This window comes from Arthrobacter methylotrophus (assembly GCF_039539965.1).
Classification (GTDB): domain Bacteria; phylum Actinomycetota; class Actinomycetes; order Actinomycetales; family Micrococcaceae; genus Arthrobacter; species Arthrobacter methylotrophus.
The window spans coordinates 4303663-4328014 of sequence record NZ_BAABED010000001.1 but is presented as its reverse complement, the minus strand read 5'-3'; the positions used below and the strand labels follow the sequence as shown (position 1 = coordinate 4328014).

The following is a 24352-nucleotide window of genomic DNA, read 5'->3' as shown; positions in this document are numbered from 1 at the left end:
CCACTTTGGGGGCGCGAAAGGGGCGAGATCTCACGCATGGATTAGCCCGGTCAGAGCGCCACGAGCAACGCGGTGGGCGAACCCGTCTCCAACTGATCGAGGACATCACCCGGGATGCCGGTACTGCGGTCCAGTGTGAACGTGGAGACTTGGCTGGAACGTTCGTTTGCCACGAGGAGCCAGCCGTCGCGGACCAGGTGGTGGCGTGGCCAGTCCCCTCCGCTGGGAACATCAGCCACGGGACGGAGGCGGGTCCCACTGCCTTCCACCGCCAATACCGAGACCCGGTTGGAGCCGCGGATACCGGCGTAGACGAAGCGATGGTCGGGGGATAAGGCGATTTCGGCGGCAGCATCGCCGTCGGCGGCTCCTCCTGCCGTGGCGGGACCGCGACGGTGGAGCACAAAGCGGCCGTCTGCCCCGGGCAGGAGCACCGCCACTTCGATGGAGTATTCCGTCACCACGAATACGGCATCGGCCAAGGGGTGCTGGACCATGTGCCGAGGTCCGCTGCCCATGGGGAGGGCAACTTCATGGTCGTGGAGCAGGCCGGTGTCGGGGAAGTAGTTCCACACCCGCACAAGGTCGCACCCGAGGTCCGTGGTCATGATCCGGCCGTCATCGAGCATGAGGCTTGCGTGGGCACGGCTCACCCTGGCGCCGCCTGTGGCGATGTCGAGGCCGCCATCGACGCCGGCATGTGGATCTTTCGCCGGCGGCGCGGCAAAGCGCGAGGTGATTCCGCCGTCGTCGTCGAGCCCGAAGAGCAGTACGTTGCCGTCGCCCCAACAGGTGACCACGATGAAGCGAGCGGAAGGGTCCACTGCGACGTGGCAGGCCGCAGCTCCGGCCGGCCAGGCACCGCCCAGCGGCTCGAGGCCGGACACTCCTGTCCGCCGATACGCGCGGACTGACTGTGCGGCCTCGGCTACCGCGTAGACCACGGGCAGCGTGGGATGAACGGCAAGGAACGACGGCGACGGTGCTTCGACGGCGGTACCGAGCCAACTGAGGCTGCCGTCCTCACGCGCGGCAACTGCACCGATACCCATTCCGTGCCCGTCGCTGTCCGCTGTGTATGCGCCTACCCAGATGAGCGTTCCGTCGATGTCCCCTGCCACGCGTCAGTGTCCCTGGACGTCGGAATCGACGCCCGCGTCTTGGCCCGCGTCCAAGGTGGCGATAGCCGACAGGTCTTCCCGGTCCAAGGCGAAGTTGAAAACGTCCAGGTTTTCCTTCATGCGCAGCGGATTTGCGGACTTCGGGATGGCCACTAGCCCCTCTTGGACGTGCCAGCGCAGCACAACCTGCCCGGGCGTCTTTCCGTGTTTCTTCGCGATGGCCGCCAAGACGGGCGCGTTCAGGAGATCGCGACCGGCGCCGAGCGGACTGTACGACTCCGTTGCGATGCCGTGGTTGCCGTTGAAGGCGCGCTCATCGATCCGCGTGATGGACGGGGAGATCTGGATCTGGTTGACTGCCGGCACCACCGAGGTTTCCTCCAAGAGCCGTTCCAGGTGCGAGGGCTTGAAGTTGGATACGCCGATCGAGCGCACCTTCCCTTCAGCTTGGAGCCGCTCAAAGGTTTTCCACGTCGAGACGAACTCATTCCGTTGGGGGAGCGGCCAATGGATGAGCAAGAGGTCCACGTAGTCCATGCCGAGGCGCCGGAGCGAGCCTTCGAGCCCGTCGACGGCGCGGTCACGGCCCTGGTAGGTGCCGTCCAGCTTGGTAGTGATGAACATTTCCTCACGAGGGAGGCCGCAGTCCCGCACGCCCTGCCCGACGCCGGCTTCGTTACCGTAGCGGTAGGCCGTGTCGATGTGCCGGTAGCCAAGTTCGACGGCGGACACCACCGCCGTGGCGACCTCGGCGTCGTCGAGCGGCCAGGTTCCGAGACCGATCTGCGGAATGGCGTTTCCGTCGTTGAGCTTGATCAAGGGTGCAGATTCCATATCGGAAGTCTTTCCTATAGGTAGCGGTTTGCACAGTGCTTCCCCACCCAACTGACTCGCAGTTGCTGTCGTTATGAGGGCTCTAAACGACAACAAATGCGAGCTAGTTGGGCGGCGTTACCGTAAAGGCTTCACCAGGCGTAGTCCTCCGGGGCGGTCCGGTGGCCGGGGAAGATGTCCTCGATCCGCTTGAGGGTATCGGCGTCGAGAGTGACGTCCAAAGCCCGGATGGCGGCATCCAACTGCTCCTGTGTGCGCGGACCCACGATCGGTGCGGTCACGGCTGGCTGGTGCAGCAACCAGGCCAAGGCCACATCGCCGGGCTCACGGCCCAAGTCGTCGGCGAAGTCCTCGTATTGGCGGATTTGGTCTTCGTGCTTCTTCAGGGTCTCGGCCGCGCGGCCCTCGAGGCGCCGGACACCCTCGCGCTCCTTCTTCAGCACCCCGCCCAGCAGGCCGCCGTGAAGGGGCGACCACGGAATCAGTCCAAGGCCGTACTGCTGGGCGGCGGGGATGACTTCCAGCTCGACGTTGCGGGTGAGCAGGTTGTAGATGGACTGCTCGCTCACGAGTCCGTTGTAGTTGCGCCGTGCGGCCGCCTCCTGCGCCTGGGCAATGTGCCAGCCGGCGAAGTTGCTGCTCCCGGAGTACAGGATCTTGCCTTGCTGGACGGCAACCTCGATGGCCTGCCAGATCTCGTCCCATGGCGTGTTCCGGTCCACGTGGTGGAACTGGTAGAGGTCGATGTAGTCGGTCTGCAGCCGCTTCAGGCTGGCGTCCAAGGCGCGCCGGATGTTGAGGGCGGATAGCTTCGACTCGTTGGGACGGTCAGTCATGGTTCCGTAGAGCTTTGTTGCGAGCACCACGCGTTCGCGGCGCTCGCCGCCCTTGGCGAACCAACGGCCCAGGATTTCCTCGGTCCATCCCCGATGCTGGGTGCCGCCATAGACGTTGGCGGTGTCGAAAAAGTTGATTCCGGAGTCCAGCGCCGAATCCATGATGGAGTGCGCTGCGGATTCTTCTGTCTGCGGGCCAAAGTTCATGGTTCCGAGGCACAGCCGGGAGACGCTGAGCCCTGAGCGGCCCAAGTGGGTGTACTGCATGGTTTGGGTTTCCTTACGCTGTTTGTTCTTGGCGGGCGATTTACATTTGGCTGAAGGACGCGACGGCGGGGTCCGCGCCGAGGCGGGCACCGGCGTCGAGCGCGCTGACGGCGGCCAGTTCCTCCGGAGCGAGCTGCAACCACGCCGCCGCGAAGTTCTGCCGGATTCGCTCCGGGTGCACGGACTTGGGGATGGCGATGTTCCCGATTCCGAGGTGCCAGGCCAGCACGATCTGCGCCGGTGTGGCTCCATGCTTTGCGGCCAGTTCGGTGACCGTTTCGGACTGCAGGTCCGCTCCCTGCCCCAGCGGGCTATAGGCCTCGACGGCGATCCCGTGCGAGCGGCTCTTCGCCGCCAAGTCCGCCTGCTGGAACGTCGGGTGCAGCTCGAATTGGTTGACGGCGGGGACGACGTCGGCTGACGCAAGGAGCGTGTCGAGGTGTTCGGGCAGGAAGTTGGAAACGCCGATTGCCCGGACTCCGCCGTCGGCATGGATCTTCTCCAGTGCCTTCCATGCGTCGACGAAGAGGCCTTGGGCCGGGACCGGCCAGTGGATCAGGTAGAGGTCGATGACGTCGAGGCCGAGTTCGCGGCGGCTATGGTTGAACGCCGCTGCGGCCCGGCCTTGTTCGCCGTTGCGGAGTTTAGTGGTGATGAAGAGTTCCTCCCGGGCGATGCCGGAAGCCCTGATTGCCGCGCCGACGCCGGATTCGTTCTGGTACGCCGCGGCGGTGTCGATGTGCCGGTACCCGGCTTCGAAGGCGTCCTCGACCGCCCTCTGGGTCTCGGCAGGCGGGACTTGGAAGACGCCGAAGCCGAGCTGCGGGATCGTGACTGAGTTATTCAGGACGATCCCGGGAACGGTGGAATTCTGAGCGTTGGACATGTCCGGCCCTTTCGTCGCTGGTGGGTGGATTGCCTGACTGGCATTCTCGAGCCTATGCATTTTCGGCACAACAATCAGCAGTTTTGCCGCCCCCTGTGTTTCCTAGGACTGGGAGTCCTACCTTGGGCGTAGAAACGTGCCATCCGGAAGGGAAGAATGGGCACATGGGTCAAAGCGCCGAGTTCGGAAGATTCCTCAAAGCGATGCGTGCCCGGATGTCGCCGGAGGATGCGGGGCTGCCGGAAACGTCGGGCGCGCGCCGCGTTCCCGGGCTGCGCAGGGAAGAGATTGCCCGCTTGGCTGATGTCAGCACGGACTATTACACCCGCCTTGAGCAGGGCCGCCACATCCATCCGTCCCGGGCGGTCCTCGAATCCGTGGCGCGGGCGCTTCGCCTGGACCCTAGCGAGCACACGCACATGATGGACCTTCTTGAGCACTGCGCGGAGAGCGCCAAAGCGCCGAGTCCCACCCCACGGGTCCGCCCCGCTCTGCGCCAACTCCTGGACGCTGTGGGCGAGGTGCCCGCGCTTCTGCTTGGCCGGCGCAGCGACATCCTCGGGGCGAACCGCATGGCGGTCTTGCTGTTTGCCGATTTCGCCGCCATGCCTTCCGCTGAGCGAAACCTCACGCGCTGGTTGATCCTGGATCCCCAGGCACGCCAATTGTTCCGGGACTGGAAGACGGTGGCCGCGGAGGCGGCTGGGTCCTTGCGTGCCGATATCGGAAGGCACCCGGATGATCCCCAAGCCAACCAGCTGGTGGGCGAACTCGCGGTCAACAGCGAACACTTCCGCCAATGGTGGGCGGGGCATCGTGTGGCAGCGCGTTCAGCCGGGACCGTTCGTTTGCACCACCCCGCTGTGGGAGACATGGAGCTGAACTTTGAGAGTCTGTCCCTTCCCGAAGACCCGGACCAAGTCCTGAGGGTCTATTCCGCGAAGGCGGGTTCGCCGTCGGACGATGCGCTCAAGCTCCTGGGTAGCTTCGGTGCGGGAACCACCACGTCGGAGGGTCTCTCCGCGCGCCATGTCTTGGGGGAGGGCCAGCCGCGTTTCAGCGAGGGCGCCTAATTCACTGTGCTATTGCATAGTGAATTAGTGTGATTCTGTCTATATGGGGTCCGAGCCGCTTCACGACGTCGGACCAGAGGCCCGCCGCAGCGTCGCTCCACCTGCCGCCGTCGAAATGGTCCGAACTTAATCGCGGAGAAGCCGTCTGGGTCCACGAGGATAGCTGGGGATTCGACGCCGGCCTCGTGGATGACGTTTCGCCGGACCATCAATTCCTGTGGATCGAATTTGCCGGCCGTGGCCGGCGACTCCTCTGTGGCGGTGACCCCGTCCAAGTCTGGACCCGCGGGTGAGTCCAGCCTCGCAACTGATGGCCGCCGGCCTCTCCACAGAGAGGCCGGCGGCCATCGTCATTTTGGGTCTGGGTGGGCTAACGCTCTAGGCGGAATCCAAGTTTGATAGTTACCTGCCAGTCAGAAATCGCGCCTTCGCTGAGGTGTCCGCGGATTTCCTTGACCTCGAACCAGTCGAGGTTCCGAAGGGTCTGGCTCGCAGCCGCAACGCCGTTCTTGATGGCGGCGTCGATGCCCTCGGACGAAGTTCCAACAATCTCGGAAACGCTATATGTGTGGTCAGCCATTCTTGCTCCTCATGATCGTCCTTGATGCCTGAACTGCGGGCCTGGCAGGCCGTGAAAGCAGACTAGCCCAGACGGGGCCGGGGCAACAGGGGGCGCGTTGCCGACGCTCGCTCACCTATGGGGCCAAAACGCCGGACGCTCTTTCAGATGATCTGCGGGAGGGTTGGGGGATTGGGGCGTATAGGTGCAGGAGGGTTGGGGGCCGCTCCGGATGACGCCGGTCACGGCTGACACCTGCGCGCTGTTGCTGCAGGGAGGCTAGGATCGGCACATGATTCTGGCCTCCCTGCTTTTCGCCCTCGTTGCCGGCTTGCTGCACGTCTACATTTTCAGCATGGAGTCCCTCAGTTGGACCCGCCCGACCACGTGGAAGCGTTTCAGCCTCACTACCCAGGCCGACGCCGAAACCACCAAACCGCTCGCGTACAACCAGGGTTTCTACAACCTTTTCCTCGCCATCGGGGCGCTCGCCGGGATCGTCTTGGTTGCACTCGGGCACCCGCAGGTGGGTTGGACCCTCGTTTTCAGCTCGTGCGGCTCCATGCTGCTGGCGGCGATCGTGCTTGCCTTGAGTGGCAAAAAGTACCTCCGCGCCGCGGTTCTTCAGGGCACGACGCCGTTGCTCGCCGTCGTGCTCGGCATTCTTGCCGTGACGCTCGGTTGAGGGGCTTTTCCGGTATAGGTGAGGGAGCGTCGATGAATTTCGCGTCATAAGTGAGCGAGGGTGTCGGGGGCGCGCCGTTGTTTGAGGTCCGCCCGCTCTGGTTCCCGTCGTCGAGCGGGCGGACAATGGTGTCAGCAGTTCGCGAGGGAGCGCAATGGGTTTCTTGAGGCAACAGATGTCCGAGGGTCAGGCCGCACCTGGCCGTCCACGCGATCCAGTGATCGATCTCGCCCGGTTCTTTTGCCTCGTCCTGGTGGTGCTTTCGCACTGCATGATGGTCAGCCCCGTGCTGCACCCGGACGGCACCGTCACCACCGAAAATACGCTCATGGAACAGCACTGGTTCGATTCCGTGCTGTGGGTGTTCCAAGTGATGCCGCTGTTTTTCGTCCTCGGCGGCATCACGGGTTTGGAATCGTGGCGGCGGCTACTTGCGCGCGGCGGCACCGGCATTGAGTACGCGCAATTGCGGCTCTTGCGCCTCATTCGACCGGCAACTGCGCTGCTGGCCTCGATGTTTGTAGGGCTGTGGGCTGCGCGGCTCCTGGGGGTCGACCCGGAGGTGGTCCAGCTCATCGTCACCGGCGCGGGCATGCCCCTGTGGTTCCTGGCCGCCTATCTGGCCACGCAGCTGAGCGTTCCCCTGCTGGCCCGGCTGCACGGACATTCCCCGTGGTTGACGCTCGGTGGATTGGTTGCCGCCGTGATCACCCTCGACTCCCTGCGAGGGGCGTTCCCGATGCTCGCCTTCGTGAACATGCTCTTTGTCTGGTGCGCGGTCCAGGAATTCGGCTTCTTCATTGCCGACGGAATCTTCGCAGGACGCAGCCGGGGCTGGTTCGTGGGATTGATTGTAGGCAGCAACCTGTTGTTGGGGTTCGTGACCGGGATTGGGGTCTATTCCGGAAACATGATCGTGGACTTGAATCCGCCCAACTTCTGCATGCTGCTTTTGGGCCTGTCGCAGGCGGCGACCCTCCAGTTGCTGCGCCCCGGGCTTGCATGGGTGGCTGATGTGCGCTGGATCCGTTGGGTGGTGGCCGTGGCGGGTAGGCGTTCCATGACGGTGTATCTGTGGCATTTGCCGCTGCTCGCAGCCATGTCAGGGCTGTTGCTGCTCACCGACTTCCCCAAACCGGCGGCCGGCACAGCCGAATGGTGGTGGGCCCGGCCGTTGGTGCTCCTCGGGGTAATCGTCCTTTTGCTGCCGGTGCTGCTGCTGTGCGGCAGACTTGAAGAGCGCCCGACGGCGGCCGTTCACGCCCGCGGCAGGACCCGCGTCGCAGTGGTGACTGCCGGCGTCGTGGTCTTCATTCCGGTGGTGGACGCGGCTTTCAATGGGCTGACGCTGACCCTCCTCGGTGGGGGAGCGGCGTGCTTTGCACTGGGAGTTCTACTGCTGGGGCGGGTGCCGACGGGAGCACCGTCCCAGGTGGCTACTATCGGTCCCTCGGCGCCATTGCCAGCGCCCGGTTTACGTGCGAATCTCGACTCATGACTGAGTTCACGGATTCAACCGCAGAGTCGTTCAGCCCGGACGTCACGACGGTCAGGAACGACAAATTCCACCGCTACGAGCTGCTGGTTGATGGTGAAGTTGCCGTGATCTCGCAGTTTATGGACAAGCCCGGCCATATCGACTTCCTGCACACGGAGACCCGTCCGCAGTTCAAAGGCCGCGGGCTGGCCAAAGTCCTGGCACACTTTGCCCTGGACGACGTGGTGGCCTCCGGCAAGCGAATCATTCCGCATTGCCCCTTCATCGCCGCCTACTTGCGCAAGCATGAGGTTTACGAGCTGGACATTGACTGGCCGCCGGAAGCGCCGGTGGGAGAGCCTGGTAACGAGTAGCCAAGGCGGCTTTTTCCGCTCCGCAACTGTCCAAGCGATGTTCCAGGGCAATCCCGTGCTCGGAGCGTCGCCACTTAGGGTCTCAGGATCTCAATGCTGGCCGGATCAGGCGCGTGAGTATTTGCGAAGGTGTTCCCGGAGGCCGGGGATGGCAAAGTCGACTTTTCCGTGGCCGGCCGCTTCGATGAGGCCGGCGGGCCAGGAATCGGGCCCTGGCCAGACTTGGCGACATCAATTCAGCATCTGTCAGGACCGGTTCCGGCCCCGCATCCGGTCTCTGGACCAGTCCAGCCGCGGCAGGACATGATCACGCAAATGGGACGTAAAGCGTGGTCATGCGGTGCTTCGATCCGTCTTCACAAACGAGGTTTAATACCCTCCACGACGTAGAGTTGATGCGGAAGTTCCAATGAAGGGGCCTTGATGCAGGACCGTATCCGTAACGCCGACATGTTCAACCGGCTGATGTCTGCTGAGCAGGCTGCCGGTCTGATTAAACCCGGCATGACGGTGGCCATGAGTGGCTTCACCGGAGCCGGTTACCCGAAGGCGGTGCCGCAGGCCTTGGCGGCCCGGATGGAGGCGGCGGCCTCGGCGGGCGATCCGTTCCGGATTAAGGTCCTCACCGGCGCGTCGACTGCCCCCGAGCTCGACGGCGCCCTGGCCAAAGTCAACGGTATGGAGCTGCGCCTGCCGTACCAATCCGACCCGGCACTGCGCGAACGCATCAACAATGGCGAGATCGACTATATCGACATGCACCTCAGCCACGTGGCCCAGCACACCTGGTCCGGATTCTTCGGCAATATCGACGTCGCCGTGATCGAGGTAGCAGGTGTCCTTGAGGATGGCCGGCTGATACCGTCCTCCTCGGTCGGAAACAACAAGACCTGGCTCGAACAGGCAGATAAAGTCATCCTCGAAGTCAACAGGTTCCAGCCGGCAGGGCTGGAAGGAATGCATGACATCTATTACGGCACAGCCCTGCCCCCTGATCGGAAACCCATTCCGCTGATCAGACCCGATGATCGCATAGGGGAACCATACCTGCGCGTGGATCCCGCCAAAATCGTCGCCGTCGTCGCCACCGACGCCCCGGACCGGAACTCGCCGTTCAGCGCTCCCGATGAAGCCTCGCAGCGGATCGCAGGGCACCTGCTGGACTTCTTCACCAATGAAATCAAACAGGGCCGGCTGACCAAGAAACTGCTCCCGCTCCAATCCGGCGTCGGCAACATCGCCAACGCGGTACTAGCCGCTCTGTCCGAGAGCGGCTACGAAGACCTGACCGCATACACCGAGGTCATCCAGGACGGCATGCTCGAATTGATCCGCAAGGGCGTGCTGAAGATGGCCTCCGCCACCTCATTTTCGCTCAGCGCCGCTGGCATGAAGGAATTCAACAACAACCTCGACTTCTACCGCACGCGGATCCTGCTGCGCCCTCAGGAAATCTCCAACCACCCCGAGCTCATCCGCCGTCTGGGCTGCATCGCGATGAACGGCATGATAGAAGCCGACATCTACGGCAACGTCAACTCCACCCACATCGCCGGTAGCAAAGTCATGAACGGCATCGGCGGCTCCGGCGACTTCGCCCGAAACGGCTGGCTTTCGATCTTCATGTCCCCCAGTACCGCCAAGGCAGGCAGCATCTCCGGCATCGTGCCCATGGTCAGCCACGTCGACCACACCGAACACGACACCATGGTCATCGTTACCGAACAGGGCCTGGCGGACCTTCGTGGACTCGCACCGAAACAGCGCGCACAACTGATCATTGACCGCTGCACACACCCCGACTACCGCCCAATGCTTCAGGACTACTTCGACCGCGCCAAGCGTGAGAGCTATGGAAAACACACTCCGCATCTCCTCAACGAAGCCCTCTCTTGGCACCAGAGATTCATCGAAACCGGCAGTATGCACCATTACCCCGTCGGCGCCCTAAGTGGCGGGACCCGATAATCACCAGCTTCCATGCTCGACATGGGTAGCGGCGTCGTGGTCCTCCTGGCAGGTACCGCGCGGCCGCCGCGCGGCCGTACGCGCTGCAAACCGGTGCGGAGGAAAAGCTGACGACGACGGCCTGACGGTTAGGGTACGAAGTGGGGATTCGGGGAACTGCGGGCGGGAGAAAGGCCGGTACCCGGCTGCCGCTGCGGATGGATCCCGGGTACCGATTGGTCCTTCTCCTGATCCAGTTCTTCTGGCTTCAGTTTCCGCAGTTCCCTGGCCGCTTCATCCCTGGAAACCGTCAGTGCCGCAGTGTCCGTCATGCGTGGCTTCGATGTCCGCCAGCAGGTTCAAGGTCGGGTTCCTGTCGAAGAAGCGGTGAGGTTCGAGCTTGAATCTGCTGTCTGGCGGGCCAGCCTTCGACGCGGACGACGTGGTGCATGCCGAAGGTGCCCAGAGACGTCCTGATCGACGATGTTCCAATGCCACCTCCGGGCTCTGACTGGGCACGCCTCACCTGGGTCTGCGCCTCAGGCAACCTTGTGCAGGCCGGCCCCTACAGGTACCCGCCGCGGATCTGCCGGCCGATAGGATACCGTGGCGCTTGCACGCCGCATCTCGGGAAGACACTCAGCCGGGGCCCACGGTCGTTGTCGGGTATCGGGTGCCGGAGGCGCGGCTGATGACGGCTGGACCGGGACCTCCGGGCACAGGTCCGTGATCAGTCCCATTCCGGCATACTCGCGCACGGCCCTGATGCCGGACACCGCAGCCAGCTTGTCGGGAAAGGACCGGGAGACGGCCACTACGTCTCCGCCGGGAGATTTGAGTCTGAATCTGAAGCACATCTCCTCGTCGATGAAGAGTTCAAACATACCTGCCATGGGGGTCCTCCTGAACGCCGGGCGTCGCCCGGTATTTCCTCGTCGTGTCCGAGACGCGGCGCTGCGTTTCGGATGTTCGTGTCCGGCAAAGGATCATCGGTTCGCTTTTTGCGAAGCCCGACATATGGTGGCCTTCATCCAAGGTACGGGGCAGGGTGCTTTCTGGCTACTACCCCACTCCTACCTGACGAGACTCACGGATAGTACTTGCGCCAGGGGTGCGTAACGACTCATGTCAAGATGCTCGCGAAAGTGTTGTGCGTGCCTCATCTATTTGTGCTCGCGTGGATGAGTCCTCCAGGGCCTGTGTTTTCGCTGCGGCGAGGGCGATCAGCTGGGTCTGGATTTTGGTGATGCCCCGGGTGAGGTCGGCCGGGTTCGTGATCTCCATTAGTTGAGCGAGTTCGGCGGCTTTGGCTGTGGTGAGGATCCCGGAATCGACGACGCGCTGGTACGGGGTCCGTGGCTTGTCGTAAATGCGGGTTTTCTTGCCGTGTTTGTTTGAGCGCCAGCCGGTTGCTTTGATGGTGGCGGTGAACAGGTTCAGCCGGACCCGGACGAGGTCGTAGAGGGCGTTGAGGAGTTTGAGCTCGGCGGTGGTGTCGTAGCGGTAGTGGAAGGCATGGCGGCGGACCACATCACCGTTTTTCTGCTCGACGTGGGCGTTGTCGTTGGACTTGTACGGCCGGGAGCGGGTGAAGTAGATGTCTTTGTCACCAGCCCAGGCGATCAGGGCGTAGTTGATGAATTCCCCGCCGTTATCGGTATCCAGACCGACCAGGGGGAAGGGCAGCCGGGCCACGACTTCGTCCAGGGCCGGGAGCACCCATTTATGCGCCCCGTTGCGGACCGCGACGTTCTCGGTCCAGCCGGTGAAGACGTCCGTGGCGGTCAGGGTCCTGGCGAATTCACCGGCCAGGGTGGGCCCGCAGTGGACGACCATGTCCGCTTCGATGAACCCCGGCGCCTGTTCGTGTTCGTCCCCTGCCTTGCGGACCGTGATGGAGTTCCGCAGCAACGGCCCGGCCTTCGTCGCGGACAACCCTTTGGGCCTGTCCGCGTCCTTCGTGGGCTTAAGCAGCCGGTCGATCGTCGCCCCGGAGACCTGCATCAGCTGCGCCGCCACTGCCGGTGTCAGTCGCTTGGCGTCCAGTTCCCCGAAGGCCTGAAGCTTGGGCAGCCAGAGGTCCATGGTCGCGGCCAGGTATTTGCCCGATGGCATCCCGGCCAGCCGCCACACACAGATCAGGACCTTGAGGGTGTCATAGCCATACGTACGTCCCCGAGGCCTGCGCGTTACCGGTTTCGCCCGGCCTTTTCGCGCACGGGCCGTGGCCAATGCGCGGCGGGCGTTTGCCCGGGACCATCCCGTAACAGCCACGAGCTCGTCGAGAACCACGCCTTTGGCTTTCTTGGACGCCTTCGCATAATCGGCTGCGTACTTCTTCGTGATTTCCCTACGCGTTGCCATCGACAGGTCCATCCCTCATCGTCACCGCCGTGCCCGTAGCGGCCCGTGATTTCGCGAGCGTTTCCCAAATGAGGCATGCACCCCGTTTCGCGAGCACTATAGGTGAGTCTCGTCGGGGTGTTGCGTGCCCCACAGTTCATGCCTACGCTTGCAGAGGCCGCAGCGTCGCGGCACACCTGAAGGCAGGAGCACCATGAACGACAAGCTCAGCATCCTGGTCCGAGTGGACCTGGATTGTTCCCAGGCGCGGGTCGCGGCCCAAGGGCATGTGACGGCGCGGAGCATCCAGGCCCTCTATGTGGTCCTCAAACGCGCCAACGCCCTGATGGAAGGCCTGGCCCTAGAAATCGACATGACACGCGCGCGGGTCGAACCGGCCGCACTGCAGCAGCTGCACGCCTGCTCGCAGTCCCATCACCTGCCAGCGTATATTGATCCCTTCCAGGCTGACTGCAGACTCAGCATCCTGGCACCCGGCGATGCCTTAACCGCTGCGGGGATGGTGGGCTTAGCAGCCTGACCGGTTCCCGGCACCCGGCACGCCAGGCGCCGAAGCCTGAACGACGCGACAGACCCGCCCTGACGACGCTCGTTCCACTCGCCGGTGACTTGCGGTCTACCGGTGCCTGCAAACCGTATCGGCTGCGGCCCTGACGAACAGGCCGGACGCCGCCCGACTTCACCGAGATGCCGCACAGCAATTGCTGCGATAGATCCGGGCTGCCGAAACACCCACAACTAGGGATGGCGCCCTGCGTCCCTGTTCACGAGCTTGAGGAGCAGGTCAAGGTCCGGCCCCAAATGGTACGAAGTGCTCCGCGGCACCGCAGAAGACGGTCTGTTCTGGGAACCTCGCATGTCCCAGGGGTGCTACTTGGAGGGACGGGTGGCATGGCCGCCGAACTGGTTGCGTAGAGCCGAGACCATTTTCCTGGCGGGGAACTGTCTTCGCGGGAAGCAAAGCGGGCGAAAAGGGCAACGGTGATGGCAGGTGTCGGTACGGCGTTCGCGATCGCTTCTTGAACGGTTCAGCAACCATGACCGGATCACTGTGCCCTTGTGCCAGGCACGGAATGTTCCAGGCAGGTCGGTCACGATGTCTTTTGTGCCGGTTGAAGGACACCGTCATTTCATCGCAGCGGCTGGGCCTCGAGTTCTTCGACATTGTGCCGTCGTGCCTCGACTGGGCCGCAGATTGTCACGGTGCCGCCGGGGCGTTACACCGTCACCGGAGTCCGTGGCTGTGTGCCAGGGCGATCGCCTCGGTGCGTGAGCCGACGTCGAGCTTCCTGAAAAGGTTCCGCACGTGGAACTTGACGGTATTCTCGCTGATGCCCAGCGTTGAGGCGATGGTGCGGTTGCGGTGTCCAGCGACTAGGTGCTGGAGGACTTCGAGTTCCCGGGCGGCAAGGTTCCATCCGGCGACATCCCCGGCCGGGCGTGCCGGTGGGTCCAAGGGGAGCGTGACGAAGACGTCTGCACCCCAGCCTGGCATGACGTCGATCCGCAACTGTCCTGTAAGCGCCTGGACCCGGCGGTCCAGGCGGGTGATGCTCGGTGCGTCGGCGGTGAGTGCGCCGCGGCCGTCGTCGCGTACGTTGATCAGCAGGTTTTCGCCGTCGCAGTCCCACTGCGTCCGGACTCTGCTGACCTCTGGTTGTTCCATCATGGCAAGCGCAAGTCCGCGGACGATGGCCCGTGCCGCGTGGGCAACTTCCCCAGGCAGCGCACGTCCATTCGGCGGCGGTTTGATGAATTCGACCTCAATGCCGCTGAAGCGCGTGAGAGGTCGCAGGTCCTCCCGTAGGCGTTCGAAGGCTGTGGCGACGGGCTCTTCCGCCAAGTGCATCGTGCGGTCGCTGAGCGTGCGGAGCCTCACCAAGGCTTTGGCAGTGAGGTCAGTGACGGTTGAGCGGGCTGCTGCATTGTCCAAGGAAGATGAGCGCAGGGCCGCCAGAAGGGTTTCCAAGGTTGTGGAGTGCAGATCGGTCAGTTCCGCCGTCACGCGGACGCGTTCAGCTGAGGCTGCCCGCGATTCCAAAAGGTACGACGGCGGCGCGTCGGCCACTTTTTCCTGGATCCGCCGGGCGGCAATGCACCACAGATATGTCACGACATCCAGCCCGGTGTTGTGCCCTGGCCCGGTCGGGTGGGGATCCGTGAGGACGAGAAGGGCACCACTCGCGGCGTGCTTCAGAGCGAGCACGGGGCGGGGTTTGCCGCCGATCTCGGCTTCTCCGAACCAGGGTGTCTCATCCGAAAGGGCGGCGCGAAGCGTGTCAAGCTCGGCGATCGAGACCCGGGAAATGATGTCTTCCTCGCCCGCTTTCTTCTGTGGCCCCCCGGTGCAGTCTTCGGTGAAGATGACCAGCGCGCTGCTTCCCAAGTAGGGGAGCATGGCATCACGTAGCTGCTCCGCTATCAGGGTCAGAGGGGCATCGGCCAGTGCTGCCACACACCGCAAGAACGGCCACGGCAGGCCTGGAAAGGGCATGGTGGATCCCGTCTGGGGGTGGTCGGTGGCTGCGCTCACCGGGACAGCCTGAAGCCGCAGATGCCCACGCGCATCGCGGATTCTCGAAGCCGGTTGAACGCTCATTAAGTCTCCTTATGTTTTCTTCGTAAGGAAGTTGGGCCGTCGGGACGTCGGTGTCCGTGTGGCCCTCGGGATAGGGCAGTGTTGTCGGGGGTCATACGGCCATGGTGGCGAACATCAGCGCCATGACGGCGGCACCGAGGGCTTCAAGCCCGTGTTCTGCGCGGACGGGGAGTCTGGGTGCCGATGCGTGGGAGGGAGTGGTTGCCGTTGCCCGGCCACGCAGCAGAAGGATGAGGAAGGCCACCGCCGCGGCTCCGAAGAATATTGTCGGCAGGATCGCCAGAGCGGGTGAGTGATCAAACATTGCCGTAGCCGTGTTTTGGGGTGCGGCTGCCATCGCGTGGTGGGTGGCTGGCATGGGCATTGTCATTGTCTGGGCGGGGGCGGTTCCCTGGGCGGGGGTGGTTCCTTGATTCATCATGGCGAGCATGAGGGCTGCGCCGGCCATGGTGAGGGCGTGGTAAGCGCATTTGAGCCGGCCTTGATTGCCCGCACAGAATGTTTTGAATTCCGGACGGGCGACGGCCTGAATGACAAACCACAATGCCGCGCCGGTGAGGACAGCGATCTGGGCCAGCATGGTCGTGGGTGCCAGGTTCCAGAGCATGGCGGCCATCAGGATGTTCATGAGGGCATGGAGGATGTTGTTGACCCGGTCCGTCCGTTGGCGGGACCGTGCCGCCTGCAGGGCGTGGTAGCTTCCGCTGAGCAGCAGGACGGCCGTGAGGGACCAGGTAATTGCGGGGATGTTGAACACGCGGATCACGCTCTCACTACTGGGTTTGGATTGGGTAGGGGTTCGGTTCCCGGTGCGGTTGCGGGCCGCACCGGGGACCGGCTGTTTCTCTAGCGCAGGTCGTCCTCCCGTTCGAGTTCGCGTTCGAGTTCGAGTTCATCGCTCAGGGTGAGCTTCCCGCGGGTCTCCTGAAGGGCCTTGGCGACACCGAGCTCGACCGGGCTAAGATGCGTGACGTCTTCTTCATCCAGGACCAGGCCGTGGTCGTCAGCGAGGGCAACGTGGCCGATGGTTTCGTACTTGACCGGGTTGGTTTTCCGCAGGTAAAGGGCCTGGCCTGCACCCACGACGAAGAGCCCGACGGTGATGTAAGGGATGAGCTTGAAGAGCAAGGTCGAGGCCGCAGGCCCGGCAGCGGTATCCAGGTTCGTGATCATCATGATGACAACACACACCATTCCCGCTCCACCAAGTATCGGAGCGATCTTGGTGCGCCACATCTTTTCTTCCGGGTGATGGTGTCGGAAGTAGTTGAACACGGCGGCCATGGTGAGGGTCTGCACAATCAGGAGCGAGAAGGTCCCGAGGACAGCCAGAATGGTAAACAGATCCGCGTAGGGGTCCTGATTCAAGAAGAAGAACCCAAGGATCCACGTGATTGCAATGCCTGTCTGGACAAACGACGCGACGTGCGGGGACCCGTGCTTCGCATGGGTCTTGCCAAAGACGCCGGGCAGCACTCCTTCCCGTCCCAGCGAATACATGTACCGTGCCGCGGCGTTATGGAAAGCCATGGCGCAAGCGAAGGATCCGGTCATCATCAGCCATTCCATGGCCAGAACCCACCCGTGGCCGACAAAGACGTCCGTGGGGTGGAAGAACATGTCCAGGGGATTGGCGCTTTGCGCCAAGGCAATGGCTTGCGCGCCACCGTTACCGGCAACAGACATCCAGGAGACAAACGTGTAGAAGACACCGACACCGGTGACCGCGATCATCGTGGCGATAGGGATGATCTTCTTCGGGTTCTTGGATTCCTCCCCGTACATCACCGTCGATTCAAACCCGGTCCAGGACCAGAACGCGATGAACATCGCCAGTCCCGGTGCGGCGACCGACAGGCCGCCTGGCAGGAACACATTTACCGGGTTCAGCGTCTGAGGCATCAGCCCGTCAGGGCCTCCGCCGTGGAAGAGCACACCGAAGGCCATGACGGCCAGAATCCCGATCTCGGTAGCCAGCAGCAACGTCAGGATTTTCGCTGCCATGCTGATCTCAAAGTAAGTCAGCACTCCGATCAGGATCAGACCGGACAGCGCAATGACCACCCAATTCACATCCAGCCCCAGTTGATCCTTGAAAGCCAACTGACCGAAGTAAGCGAAAATACCGATGATGCTGGCCTCAAAGACGATGTAGCTGAAAGTGACCATATAACCGGTCCCCAGACCAAACACACGCCCCAACCCACGGGAAATAAATCCGTAAAACGCCGCCGTCGACGTCACGTAACGGGCCATCGTGACATACGCGACCGCAAAAACCGACAAGATCACCGTCGCCCAGATGTACGTTGCCGGAGTCCCGGTTCCGACGCCATAACCCACCGAAATCGGAACGTTACCGCTCATGACCGTAATCGGTGCAGACGTCGCGACAGCCATGAAAACAACATCCCACAACCCCAGGGTGTTGGCCTTCAACTTACCCGGCTGGGAACCCGACCGGGAAGGAGCGTTCCCCACGGAGCTCTGCCGGCTCATTGTTCGTTTCCTGTGCTGCAGTGCCCGCCGTTGGCGGTCACTGATTCAATATCGAGAGTCATGCTCTTCTCCTTGAATTGGTCCACATAAATGATGAATTTACTGACGGCAGGGGGCTGAAGTACTCCGGGACCGGCCCTTGAAAACGCCGTGCAGGCGTGCGCCAAGCAGCGGACTTACAGCCGACTCGGCCGAGGATAGATGGTGATGCGGTCGGGACAATAGACATAAAAGGGCCCGTGGGTTTGCCGGAACTGTTCCTCGTTGTCAGAACCGGTCATCCTTGGTGCACATGATTCTGCGCTGGTAATCACCTCGCAAACCCCGGTGGGGGTCCGGGAGGGATTATCCACAGACCAGGCATCCTCCCAATGGGTTCGGCCAAGCTCTGCTCTGAACTCCGCCGTTGTGATGCCGCTCACCTGCATTCCTTTACCAACTAAAAGTACGGCAGGCAATTCATTTTGGGGAGGCGCGGACGAAAATTTCCGTGAGAAATTGATGATCGAATTTTCCCGGTCTAATTAACATGTTGGAAACATATGGGAACTGTCGTCAATGCCAAGGGTTGCATCTCGGATCGATGACCTCCCTTGTTCCTAGGGGTGAGCATGCCCATCGAAGGAAAAGTTGGTATCAAGGTGCCTGCATGTGGTGTTCGGTTCATCACTCCGCTATTTCGACGGCGGCTCAAAGGACCTACGCCAGTTGGATTCTGAGAGTCCCGGGCCGTGCTATCGGCGAGGCACCGATGGTGCTGGGCTGGTCTACGATGACCGGCACCCTGCCGTGCTGCTCCAGCCCCGGTGAAGAGCTCACGCAGCCGTGTCTCGCCCCTGGGGCAGGAGCCTGTCGGAGACCCTTTCCGTCAGGCATTCAATGCCGCGGGGTGATGCTTGGGCTTGCCGACATCAAACCTTCGCTGGATCTTGTATCAATCGTCCGTCCATTCAGGCTCTCCTTTGCGCCACTCATGGCCGCAGTCACGACACCCGATGCTGGCACCTAGAAACGTTGGCCGCGGAAGAAGCCGGCCGAATGCGGCGACAACACCACGCGGGTAATCAAAGACAGGGCAAGAGAGTCATGCCGGGTCCAGAGACCAAACCCCCGGGCGTCCGGGACCCAATGAATGTTAACGGGGGAATCCAGGGGTTGGAACTGGGTCTGCTTGAGCTGGCCGAACTGGTACGCGGGATGCGAAGCAGCGACATCGTTGGGCTGATTCGTGGCGGCGATGTTGAGAGTTATCGGCCCCCAAGTCAGGACTTCAGCAACCTTGGCAGCGACTCCTGTGGCTGTGTTCAAGTGTTTCCAACATGTTAACTCAGATGCGAAAATGTGGTCCCAAATTTCTCACGTAAATCTTTAAAAAGGCCTCGCCGAAGTCAATTCCCTGCCGTAGCTTTAATGCGTGAAGGGAATGCGGTGACCAGCATCACACGGGTCGGGCTCGGAGCAGAGCCCGGCTGATCTCATGGAAGTGGGACGCCGATTTGGCGCTAGTTCCCCGGGCTCGCAGGGGTGGCAGCGATTGTCGGTGCAGTTTTGTTGGCACCAAGGTCTATTTCCAACCAAAGGGATGAACAATTCTGTCAAAGAAGAACAGTATTGGGGAATCCAAGCTTGGCATGTACGCGCCGCAATTCGGTACGGCCGGCACTCATCTGGATCAGCAAGCTCGTCCTGAATCAGGACCTAATAAGGAGAAATTTTCGTGACTCTTGATATTGAAAACGAAGCCGTTGTGGGTGTGTCGCATCCGTTGGATCCGTTGTCGCGGGTGGAGATTTCCCGTGCGGTTTCGATTTTGAAGGAGGGCCCGGCTGCGGGGGAGTCGTTCCGTTTTATCAGTGTTGAGTTGCGTGAGCCGTCCAAGGCGGATTTGCGTAATGGTGTGCAGGTGGCGCGTGAGGCGGACGCGGTTCTGGTGGACCGGGCTCAGGGGCGTGCGTTCGAGGCGGTCGTGAGTCTTGAGACGGGCACGGTGGATGCGTGGAGGCAGCTTGCTGCCGGTGTTCAGCCGCCGTTCATGGTGGATGAGTTCGCCGAGGGTGAGGAGAGTTGCCGGAAGAATCCCGAGGTTCAGGCTGCTTTGGCCAAGCGCGGGATCACGGATATGTCCTTGGTGTGTTTCGAGCCGTGGTCCGTGGGTTATTTCGGTGAGGATGATGAGGGCCGGCGTTTGATGCGTGCCCTGGTTTTTGTTCGGGACGAGGCGGACGATAGCCCGTACGCGCACCCGATCGAGAATTTCATTGTGATCGTGGACTTGAATTCCGGGGAGGTCGTCAAGCTTGAGGATGACCAGGCGATCCCGGTTCCGGCCGCTTCGGGTAATTACCTGCCCAAGTACGTCGGTCCGGCCCGTACGGACCTCAAACCCATTGAGATCACCCAGCCCGAGGGTGCGTCGTTCACGGTGACGGGTAATCATGTGCAGTGGGCTGATTGGTCTTTCCGGGTTGGTTTCACCCCGCGTGAGGGTCTGGTCCTGCACCAGCTCAAGTTCCGGGATCAGGGTGTTGAGCGTCCGGTGATCAACCGGGCTTCGTTGTCGGAAATGGTTGTTCCTTATGGTGATACGGCCCCGGTGCAGGCGAAGAAGAACGCGTTTGATTCCGGTGAGTACAACATCGGTAACATGGCCAACTCCCTGACGTTGGGTTGTGACTGCCTGGGTGAGATCAAGTACTTCGATGGTCATAGCGTGGACAGCCTCGGTAACCCGTGGACGATCGAGAACGCGATCTGCATGCATGAGGAAGACGATTCCATTTTGTGGAAGCACTTCGATTTCCGTGAGGGCACCACCGAGACCCGGCGCAGCCGGAAGCTGGTGATTTCCTTCATTGCTACGGTCGCGAACTATGAGTACGCGTTCTACTGGCACCTTTTCCTTGACGGGAGCATCGAGTTCCTGGTCAAGGCCACCGGTATTCTTTCCACTGCCGGGCAGAAGCCCGGTGAGAAGAGCCCGTACGGTCAGTCCCTGAACAACGATGGCCTGTACGCCCCGATCCACCAGCACATGTTCAACGTCCGGATGGACTTCGAGCTTGATGGTCTGAAGAACGCCGTTTACGAAGTGGACATGGAAATCCCCCGGGAGAACCCCACCCATACCGCGTTCATGGCCGTGGATCGTTTGCTGGAGACCGAGAAAGCCGCGATCCGTAAGACCGATTCGGGCAAGCACCGGTTCTGGAAGGTCGTCAACCACGAGAGCAGGAACATCGTGGATGAACCGGTCGCGTACCGGTTGATCCCCACCGATGGTATCCAGCTCGCGGCCGGGGACGAGTCCTACGTCTCCAAACGTGCCCAGTTCGCCCGGAACAACCTCTGGGTCACCGCTTACGACCGGACCGAGCGCTTCGCCGCCGGGGAGTTCCCGAACCAGTCCACCGGCGCCGATGACGGCCTGCACGTCTGGACCGAAAAGGACCGGAACATCGTGGACCAGGACCTCGTGGTCTGGTACACCTTCGGCATGCACCACGTCGTCCGTCTCGAAGACTGGCCCGTCATGCCCCGCCAGAACATCGGCTTCATGCTCGAACCCCACGGCTTCTTCAACCAAAACCCCACCCTGAACCTCCCCACCGAAACCCGGGGCACCAACGGCGGGCACTGCAGCACAGGAAACGAACAATAAAGGCAAGCAAGCAATAACCGTGGTCCCCGGTGCCGTCCGCATCCGCACCGGGGACCACACCCCTTTTTCCACCCCGATCTTCAGTCCCCGGTGCTGTCCACATCCGCACCGGGGACTGAACCCATACCCCACCCAAACCCAGCAGCGAGAGCGTGATCCGCGTGTTCAACATCCCCGCAATTACCTGGACCCTCACCGCCGCAGCCCCCATGTTCGCCGTGATGGCCGGCCACGCCGCTACCGGCCGTGCTCCGGCCGACGGAACGGTAAGCCAAACATCCATTTGATGCCAAGCCCCTCCCTGGACCATCTCAGGGGCCAAAACTCAAACAGACCAGCATTATTCGGAAAGGCAGTCCGATGCTAGAGACTTCAGCTTCTCGTCTTATGTGGATGGGCCGGGAAGCGTTGGCTGAGGCCATGATTCCGGTGATTGGCCGGTTGTACCGGGAAAACAATGTGGTGACGAGCATCCATGGGCGCAGCCTGGTCAACATGTCCACGATGAGCATCTTGAAGGCGCACCGTTTCGCGCGTCGGATCAGCAAGGAAGAGCTGCTGCTCGAGGAGACGGCGCCGTTGTTGAACATCCTGGCGGGGCTGGAGCTCGGGGCCGCGGCGATTGATATTGCGCGGTTGAACGAGAAGTTCAAGTTCGACGGCGGTGGCCTGGCTTTGGAGGAATTCCTCCGGGCCGAGCTGGCCGGGGTTCTCGGGCGTCGGGGCGCGGACGACCGGAGCAGTACGGATGTGGTGCTGTATGGTTTCGGGCGCATCGGCCGGCTCCTGGCCCGGCTCCTGATTGAGAAGGCCGGCGGCGGGCATGGCCTGCGCCTGCGCGCGATCGTGGTGCGCAAGGGCGCCGAGAACGATCTCGTCAAGCGCGCGAGCCTGCTGCGCCGGGATTCGGTGCATGGTTCCTTCGAAGGCACCATCCGCGTGGACGAGGCCGCCAACACGATCACGGCCAACGGGGTGCAGATCCAGGTTATCTACTCGGAGAACCCTTCCACTGTCGATTACACGGCCTACGGCATCAAGGATGCTTTGGTGGTGGATAACACGGGCCGGTGGCGCGATGCCGAGGGCCTGTCCCAGCACCTGCGCAGCAAGGGCGTGGCACGGGTGTTGCTCACGGCTCCGGGCAAGGGTGAGCTGAAAAACATCGTTCATGGCATCAACCATTCCTCGATTCTGGACTCGGACAGGATCGTCACCGCGGCGTCGTGCACCACGAACGCGATCACCCCGGTGCTGAAGGCACTCAACGACAAGTTCGGCGTCATCCACGGGCACGTGGAGACCGTGCACTCGTTCACGAACGATCAGAACCTGATCGATAACTTCCACAAGGGCGACCGGCGCGGGCGTTCGGCGGCCCTGAACATGGTCATCACCGAAACGGGTGCGGCCAAGGCCGTGGCCAAGGCCCTGCCCGAGCTGCAGGGCAAGCTGACCGGCAACGCGATCCGGGTACCGACCCCGGATGTGTCGATGGCCATTTTGAACCTGAGCCTGGAGACGGGGACCACGAAGGAGGAAGTGAACAACTACCTTCGCGAGATGTCATTGCACTCGGAGCTACGCAAGCAGATCGACTTCATCGATTCGCCCGAGGTTGTCTCCACGGACTTCGTGGGCTCCCGCCGTGCGGGCATCGTGGATGGCCTGGCCACCATCGCCAACGACAAGAACCTCGTGGTCTATGTCTGGTACGACAACGAATTCGGCTACTCCTGCCAGGTAGTGCGCGTCATGGAAGAAATGGCCGGCGTGAAGCGGCCGTCGTTCCCGGCGAGGGATGTCGTTGAGGAAGCCATGCCGGTGCTTGCCGCCCTGGGATCGGCCTAGCGTCCGCCCTCCACCACTCATGTCACCGGGCGGAACCCATGCCCGCAAACCTTCTTAGATTTGAGCCGAAACATGAAAATTGGAATCCTCACCAGCGGTGGCGACTGTCCCGGTCTAAACGCCGTTATCCGTGGCGCCGTGCTCAAGGGCATTGCCATCCATGGTCACGAATTCGTGGGCTTCCGGGACGGCTGGCGTGGTGTGGTTGAGGGCGACATCATCGAGATTCCCCGCACCATGGTCCGGGGCATCGCCAAACAAGGCGGAACCATCCTTGGCACCTCCCGCACCAACCCGTTCGAGAACGGCGGCGGCCCCGAGGTCATCACGGCCCACATGGACCGTCTTGGCATCGAGGCGATCATTGCCATCGGCGGTGAGGGAACCCTGGCCGCGGCCAAGCGCCTGACCGACGCAGGACTCAAGATCGTCGGCGTTCCCAAGACAGTGGACAACGACCTTGACGCCACGGACTACACCTTCGGTTTCGACACCGCCGTCCAAATCGCCACCGAGGCCCTGGACCGGCTACGCACCACCGGAGAATCGCACCACCGCTGCATGATCGTGGAGGTCATGGGCCGGCACGTGGGCTGGATCGCCCTGCACGCCGGGATGGCAGCCGGCGCGCACGCCATCCTGATCCCCGAGCAGAAAGTCAGCATCGAGCAGATAGCCCAGTGGGTCAAGGAAGCCCACACCCGTGGCCGCGCCCCACTGGTAGTGGTGGCCGAAGGGTTCGTCCCGGACCACATGGAATCCCCGCACTCCGAACGCGGGCTAGACACCTTCGGCCGTCCCCGGCTCGGTGGCATCGCGGACCAACTCACCCCGGAAATCGAAGCCCTGACCGGCATCGAAACCCGTGCCACCATCCTGGGCCACATCCAGCGCGGCGGCGTGCCCTCAGCCTTCGACAGGGTCCTGGCCACCCGCCTGGGCATGGCCGCCATCGACTCCGTCGTCGAAGGCCGCTGGGGAACCATGGTGGCCCTCAAAGGCACGGAAATCGAACGAGTGGCTTTCGAGGACGCCCTGGACAAGCTAAAAGTCGTTCCGCAGAACCGCTACGACGAAGCCGCAGTCCTGTTCGGCTGAGCCCCCGGCCAGCCCAGATCAAGCGCCCAGCGGCCGCCTCTCCACCTGACACCCAAGGAATTTCATCACGATTACCCCGTAATCCGCGAACGCGTGCGGCAATTTCCCCGCCCTGGGTGTCCATCACCGGCCCGAACGGGAACCGTTGAAGAAATGCGGATCATCCTTCCGGACGACGGACGGGCTTCCATCGTGGCGAGCGACAAAAGAAATGGCTAGCTTCT

24 protein-coding genes and 1 pseudogene are annotated in these 24352 nt (G+C 62.4%); 11 read left to right on the top strand and 14 right to left on the bottom strand.

The features are described from left to right. Nucleotides 1-50: 50 nt before the first annotated feature. The 4 genes from ABD884_RS22345 to ABD884_RS22330 all read right to left on the bottom strand — a co-directional run bounded on the left by ABD884_RS22345 (nt 51) and on the right by ABD884_RS22330 (nt 3944). Nucleotides 51-1121, bottom strand: a complete 1071-nt coding sequence (locus ABD884_RS22345) for a lactonase family protein (protein WP_345052113.1) — start codon at nt 1119-1121, stop codon at nt 51-53. A 3-nt stretch (nt 1122-1124) separates the two neighbouring features. Then, nucleotides 1125-1955 (bottom strand): aldo/keto reductase, encoded by an 831-nt coding sequence (locus tag ABD884_RS22340; protein ID WP_345052109.1) that lies wholly within the window; start codon nt 1953-1955, stop codon nt 1125-1127. A 131-nt stretch (nt 1956-2086) separates the two neighbouring features. Continuing rightward, nucleotides 2087-3058: an aldo/keto reductase gene (locus ABD884_RS22335; protein ID WP_345052105.1), complete on the bottom strand. Its 972-nt coding sequence runs from the start codon at nt 3056-3058 to the stop codon at nt 2087-2089. 40 nt (nt 3059-3098) lie between these two features. Continuing rightward, nucleotides 3099-3944, bottom strand: a complete 846-nt coding sequence (locus ABD884_RS22330) for an aldo/keto reductase (RefSeq protein WP_345052102.1) — start codon at nt 3942-3944, stop codon at nt 3099-3101. Nucleotides 3945-4108: 164 nt separating this feature from the next. On the opposite strand from ABD884_RS22330, the gene ABD884_RS22325 reads away from it, so the two are divergent. After that, nucleotides 4109-5017: a helix-turn-helix transcriptional regulator gene (locus ABD884_RS22325; protein WP_345052097.1), complete on the top strand. Its 909-nt coding sequence runs from the start codon at nt 4109-4111 to the stop codon at nt 5015-5017. Between the two features lie 29 nt (nt 5018-5046). Beyond that, nucleotides 5047-5310 carry a hypothetical protein gene (locus ABD884_RS22320; RefSeq protein WP_345052094.1) on the top strand — a complete coding sequence of 88 codons (264 nt, stop codon included), beginning with the start codon at nt 5047-5049 and terminating at the stop codon, nt 5308-5310. A 77-nt stretch (nt 5311-5387) separates the two neighbouring features. Here ABD884_RS22320 and ABD884_RS22315 read toward each other — a convergent pair whose 3' ends face one another. Beyond that, the gene (locus ABD884_RS22315) at nt 5388-5597 is read right to left on the bottom strand and encodes a dodecin (RefSeq protein WP_028268054.1); all 210 of its coding nucleotides are present in this window, start codon (nt 5595-5597) and stop codon (nt 5388-5390) included. Between the two features lie 271 nt (nt 5598-5868). Between ABD884_RS22315 and ABD884_RS22310 the strand changes: the two genes are divergently transcribed. The 4 genes from ABD884_RS22310 to scpC all read left to right on the top strand — a co-directional run bounded on the left by ABD884_RS22310 (nt 5869) and on the right by scpC (nt 10080). After that, nucleotides 5869-6261 carry a DUF1304 domain-containing protein gene (locus ABD884_RS22310; RefSeq protein WP_345052082.1) on the top strand — a complete coding sequence of 131 codons (393 nt, stop codon included), beginning with the start codon at nt 5869-5871 and terminating at the stop codon, nt 6259-6261. A gap of 154 nt (nt 6262-6415) precedes the next feature. Then, a complete protein-coding gene (locus ABD884_RS22305; RefSeq protein ID WP_345052078.1) occupies nt 6416-7759 on the top strand; it encodes an acyltransferase family protein in 1344 nt (447 codons plus the stop codon). After that, nucleotides 7756-8112 carry a GNAT family N-acetyltransferase gene (locus ABD884_RS22300; protein ID WP_028268057.1) on the top strand — a complete coding sequence of 119 codons (357 nt, stop codon included), beginning with the start codon at nt 7756-7758 and terminating at the stop codon, nt 8110-8112. The genes ABD884_RS22305 and ABD884_RS22300 overlap by 4 nt, the downstream gene beginning before the upstream one ends. A gap of 423 nt (nt 8113-8535) precedes the next feature. Continuing rightward, the gene (gene scpC, locus ABD884_RS22295; protein WP_345052068.1) at nt 8536-10080 is read left to right on the top strand and encodes a succinyl-CoA:acetate CoA-transferase ScpC; all 1545 of its coding nucleotides are present in this window, start codon (nt 8536-8538) and stop codon (nt 10078-10080) included. A 128-nt stretch (nt 10081-10208) separates the two neighbouring features. Here the strand turns inward: scpC and ABD884_RS22290 are convergent, their stop codons facing one another. The 4 genes from ABD884_RS22290 to ABD884_RS22275 all read right to left on the bottom strand — a co-directional run bounded on the left by ABD884_RS22290 (nt 10209) and on the right by ABD884_RS22275 (nt 12423). Beyond that, on the bottom strand, nt 10209-10391 hold the full coding sequence (locus ABD884_RS22290) for a hypothetical protein (protein ID WP_345052065.1): 183 nt from the start codon (nt 10389-10391) through the stop codon (nt 10209-10211). Further along, nucleotides 10354-10578 carry a hypothetical protein gene (locus tag ABD884_RS22285; protein WP_345052062.1) on the bottom strand — a complete coding sequence of 75 codons (225 nt, stop codon included), beginning with the start codon at nt 10576-10578 and terminating at the stop codon, nt 10354-10356. The genes ABD884_RS22290 and ABD884_RS22285 overlap by 38 nt, the downstream gene beginning before the upstream one ends. Before the next feature lie 20 nt (nt 10579-10598). Beyond that, entirely contained in the window at nt 10599-10952 is a 354-nt protein-coding gene (locus tag ABD884_RS22280) for a YegP family protein (RefSeq protein WP_345052059.1), read from the bottom strand. Between the two features lie 235 nt (nt 10953-11187). After that, the gene (locus tag ABD884_RS22275; RefSeq protein WP_345034695.1) at nt 11188-12423 is read right to left on the bottom strand and encodes an integrase catalytic domain-containing protein; all 1236 of its coding nucleotides are present in this window, start codon (nt 12421-12423) and stop codon (nt 11188-11190) included. A gap of 193 nt (nt 12424-12616) precedes the next feature. Between ABD884_RS22275 and ABD884_RS22270 the strand changes: the two genes are divergently transcribed. Beyond that, nucleotides 12617-12943, top strand: a complete 327-nt coding sequence (locus ABD884_RS22270) for a hypothetical protein (RefSeq protein ID WP_345052056.1) — start codon at nt 12617-12619, stop codon at nt 12941-12943. A 350-nt stretch (nt 12944-13293) separates the two neighbouring features. On the opposite strand, the pseudogene ABD884_RS22265 reads toward ABD884_RS22270, so the two are convergent. The 5 genes and pseudogenes from ABD884_RS22265 to ABD884_RS22245 all read right to left on the bottom strand — a co-directional run. Then, nucleotides 13294-13527 (bottom strand): annotated as a pseudogene (locus tag ABD884_RS22265) (6-phosphogluconate dehydrogenase); the annotation flags it as partial. A gap of 121 nt (nt 13528-13648) precedes the next feature. Next, on the bottom strand, nt 13649-14917 hold the full coding sequence (locus tag ABD884_RS22260) for a helix-turn-helix transcriptional regulator (protein WP_345055203.1): 1269 nt from the start codon (nt 14915-14917) through the stop codon (nt 13649-13651). A 196-nt stretch (nt 14918-15113) separates the two neighbouring features. After that, nucleotides 15114-15779, bottom strand: a complete 666-nt coding sequence (locus tag ABD884_RS22255) for a DUF5134 domain-containing protein (RefSeq protein ID WP_345052053.1) — start codon at nt 15777-15779, stop codon at nt 15114-15116. An 89-nt stretch (nt 15780-15868) separates the two neighbouring features. After that, entirely contained in the window at nt 15869-17521 is a 1653-nt protein-coding gene (locus ABD884_RS22250; RefSeq protein ID WP_345033409.1) for an APC family permease, read from the bottom strand. 1005 nt (nt 17522-18526) lie between these two features. After that, nucleotides 18527-18829, bottom strand: coding sequence for a hypothetical protein (locus tag ABD884_RS22245; RefSeq protein WP_345052049.1), 303 nt, complete (start codon nt 18827-18829; stop codon nt 18527-18529). Between the two features lie 409 nt (nt 18830-19238). Here ABD884_RS22245 and ABD884_RS22240 point away from each other — a divergent pair, with 409 nt between their 5' ends. From ABD884_RS22240 to ABD884_RS22225, 4 genes are all read left to right on the top strand, one after another. Next, a complete protein-coding gene (locus ABD884_RS22240; RefSeq protein WP_345052045.1) occupies nt 19239-21179 on the top strand; it encodes a primary-amine oxidase in 1941 nt (646 codons plus the stop codon). A 161-nt stretch (nt 21180-21340) separates the two neighbouring features. Then, on the top strand, nt 21341-21466 hold the full coding sequence (locus ABD884_RS22235; RefSeq protein WP_345052042.1) for a hypothetical protein: 126 nt from the start codon (nt 21341-21343) through the stop codon (nt 21464-21466). Nucleotides 21467-21572: 106 nt separating this feature from the next. Beyond that, on the top strand, nt 21573-23030 hold the full coding sequence (locus tag ABD884_RS22230; protein WP_345054332.1) for a glyceraldehyde-3-phosphate dehydrogenase: 1458 nt from the start codon (nt 21573-21575) through the stop codon (nt 23028-23030). A 72-nt stretch (nt 23031-23102) separates the two neighbouring features. Further along, on the top strand, nt 23103-24128 hold the full coding sequence (locus tag ABD884_RS22225) for an ATP-dependent 6-phosphofructokinase (protein ID WP_345033475.1): 1026 nt from the start codon (nt 23103-23105) through the stop codon (nt 24126-24128). The last annotated feature ends 224 nt before the right edge of the window (nt 24129-24352 follow it).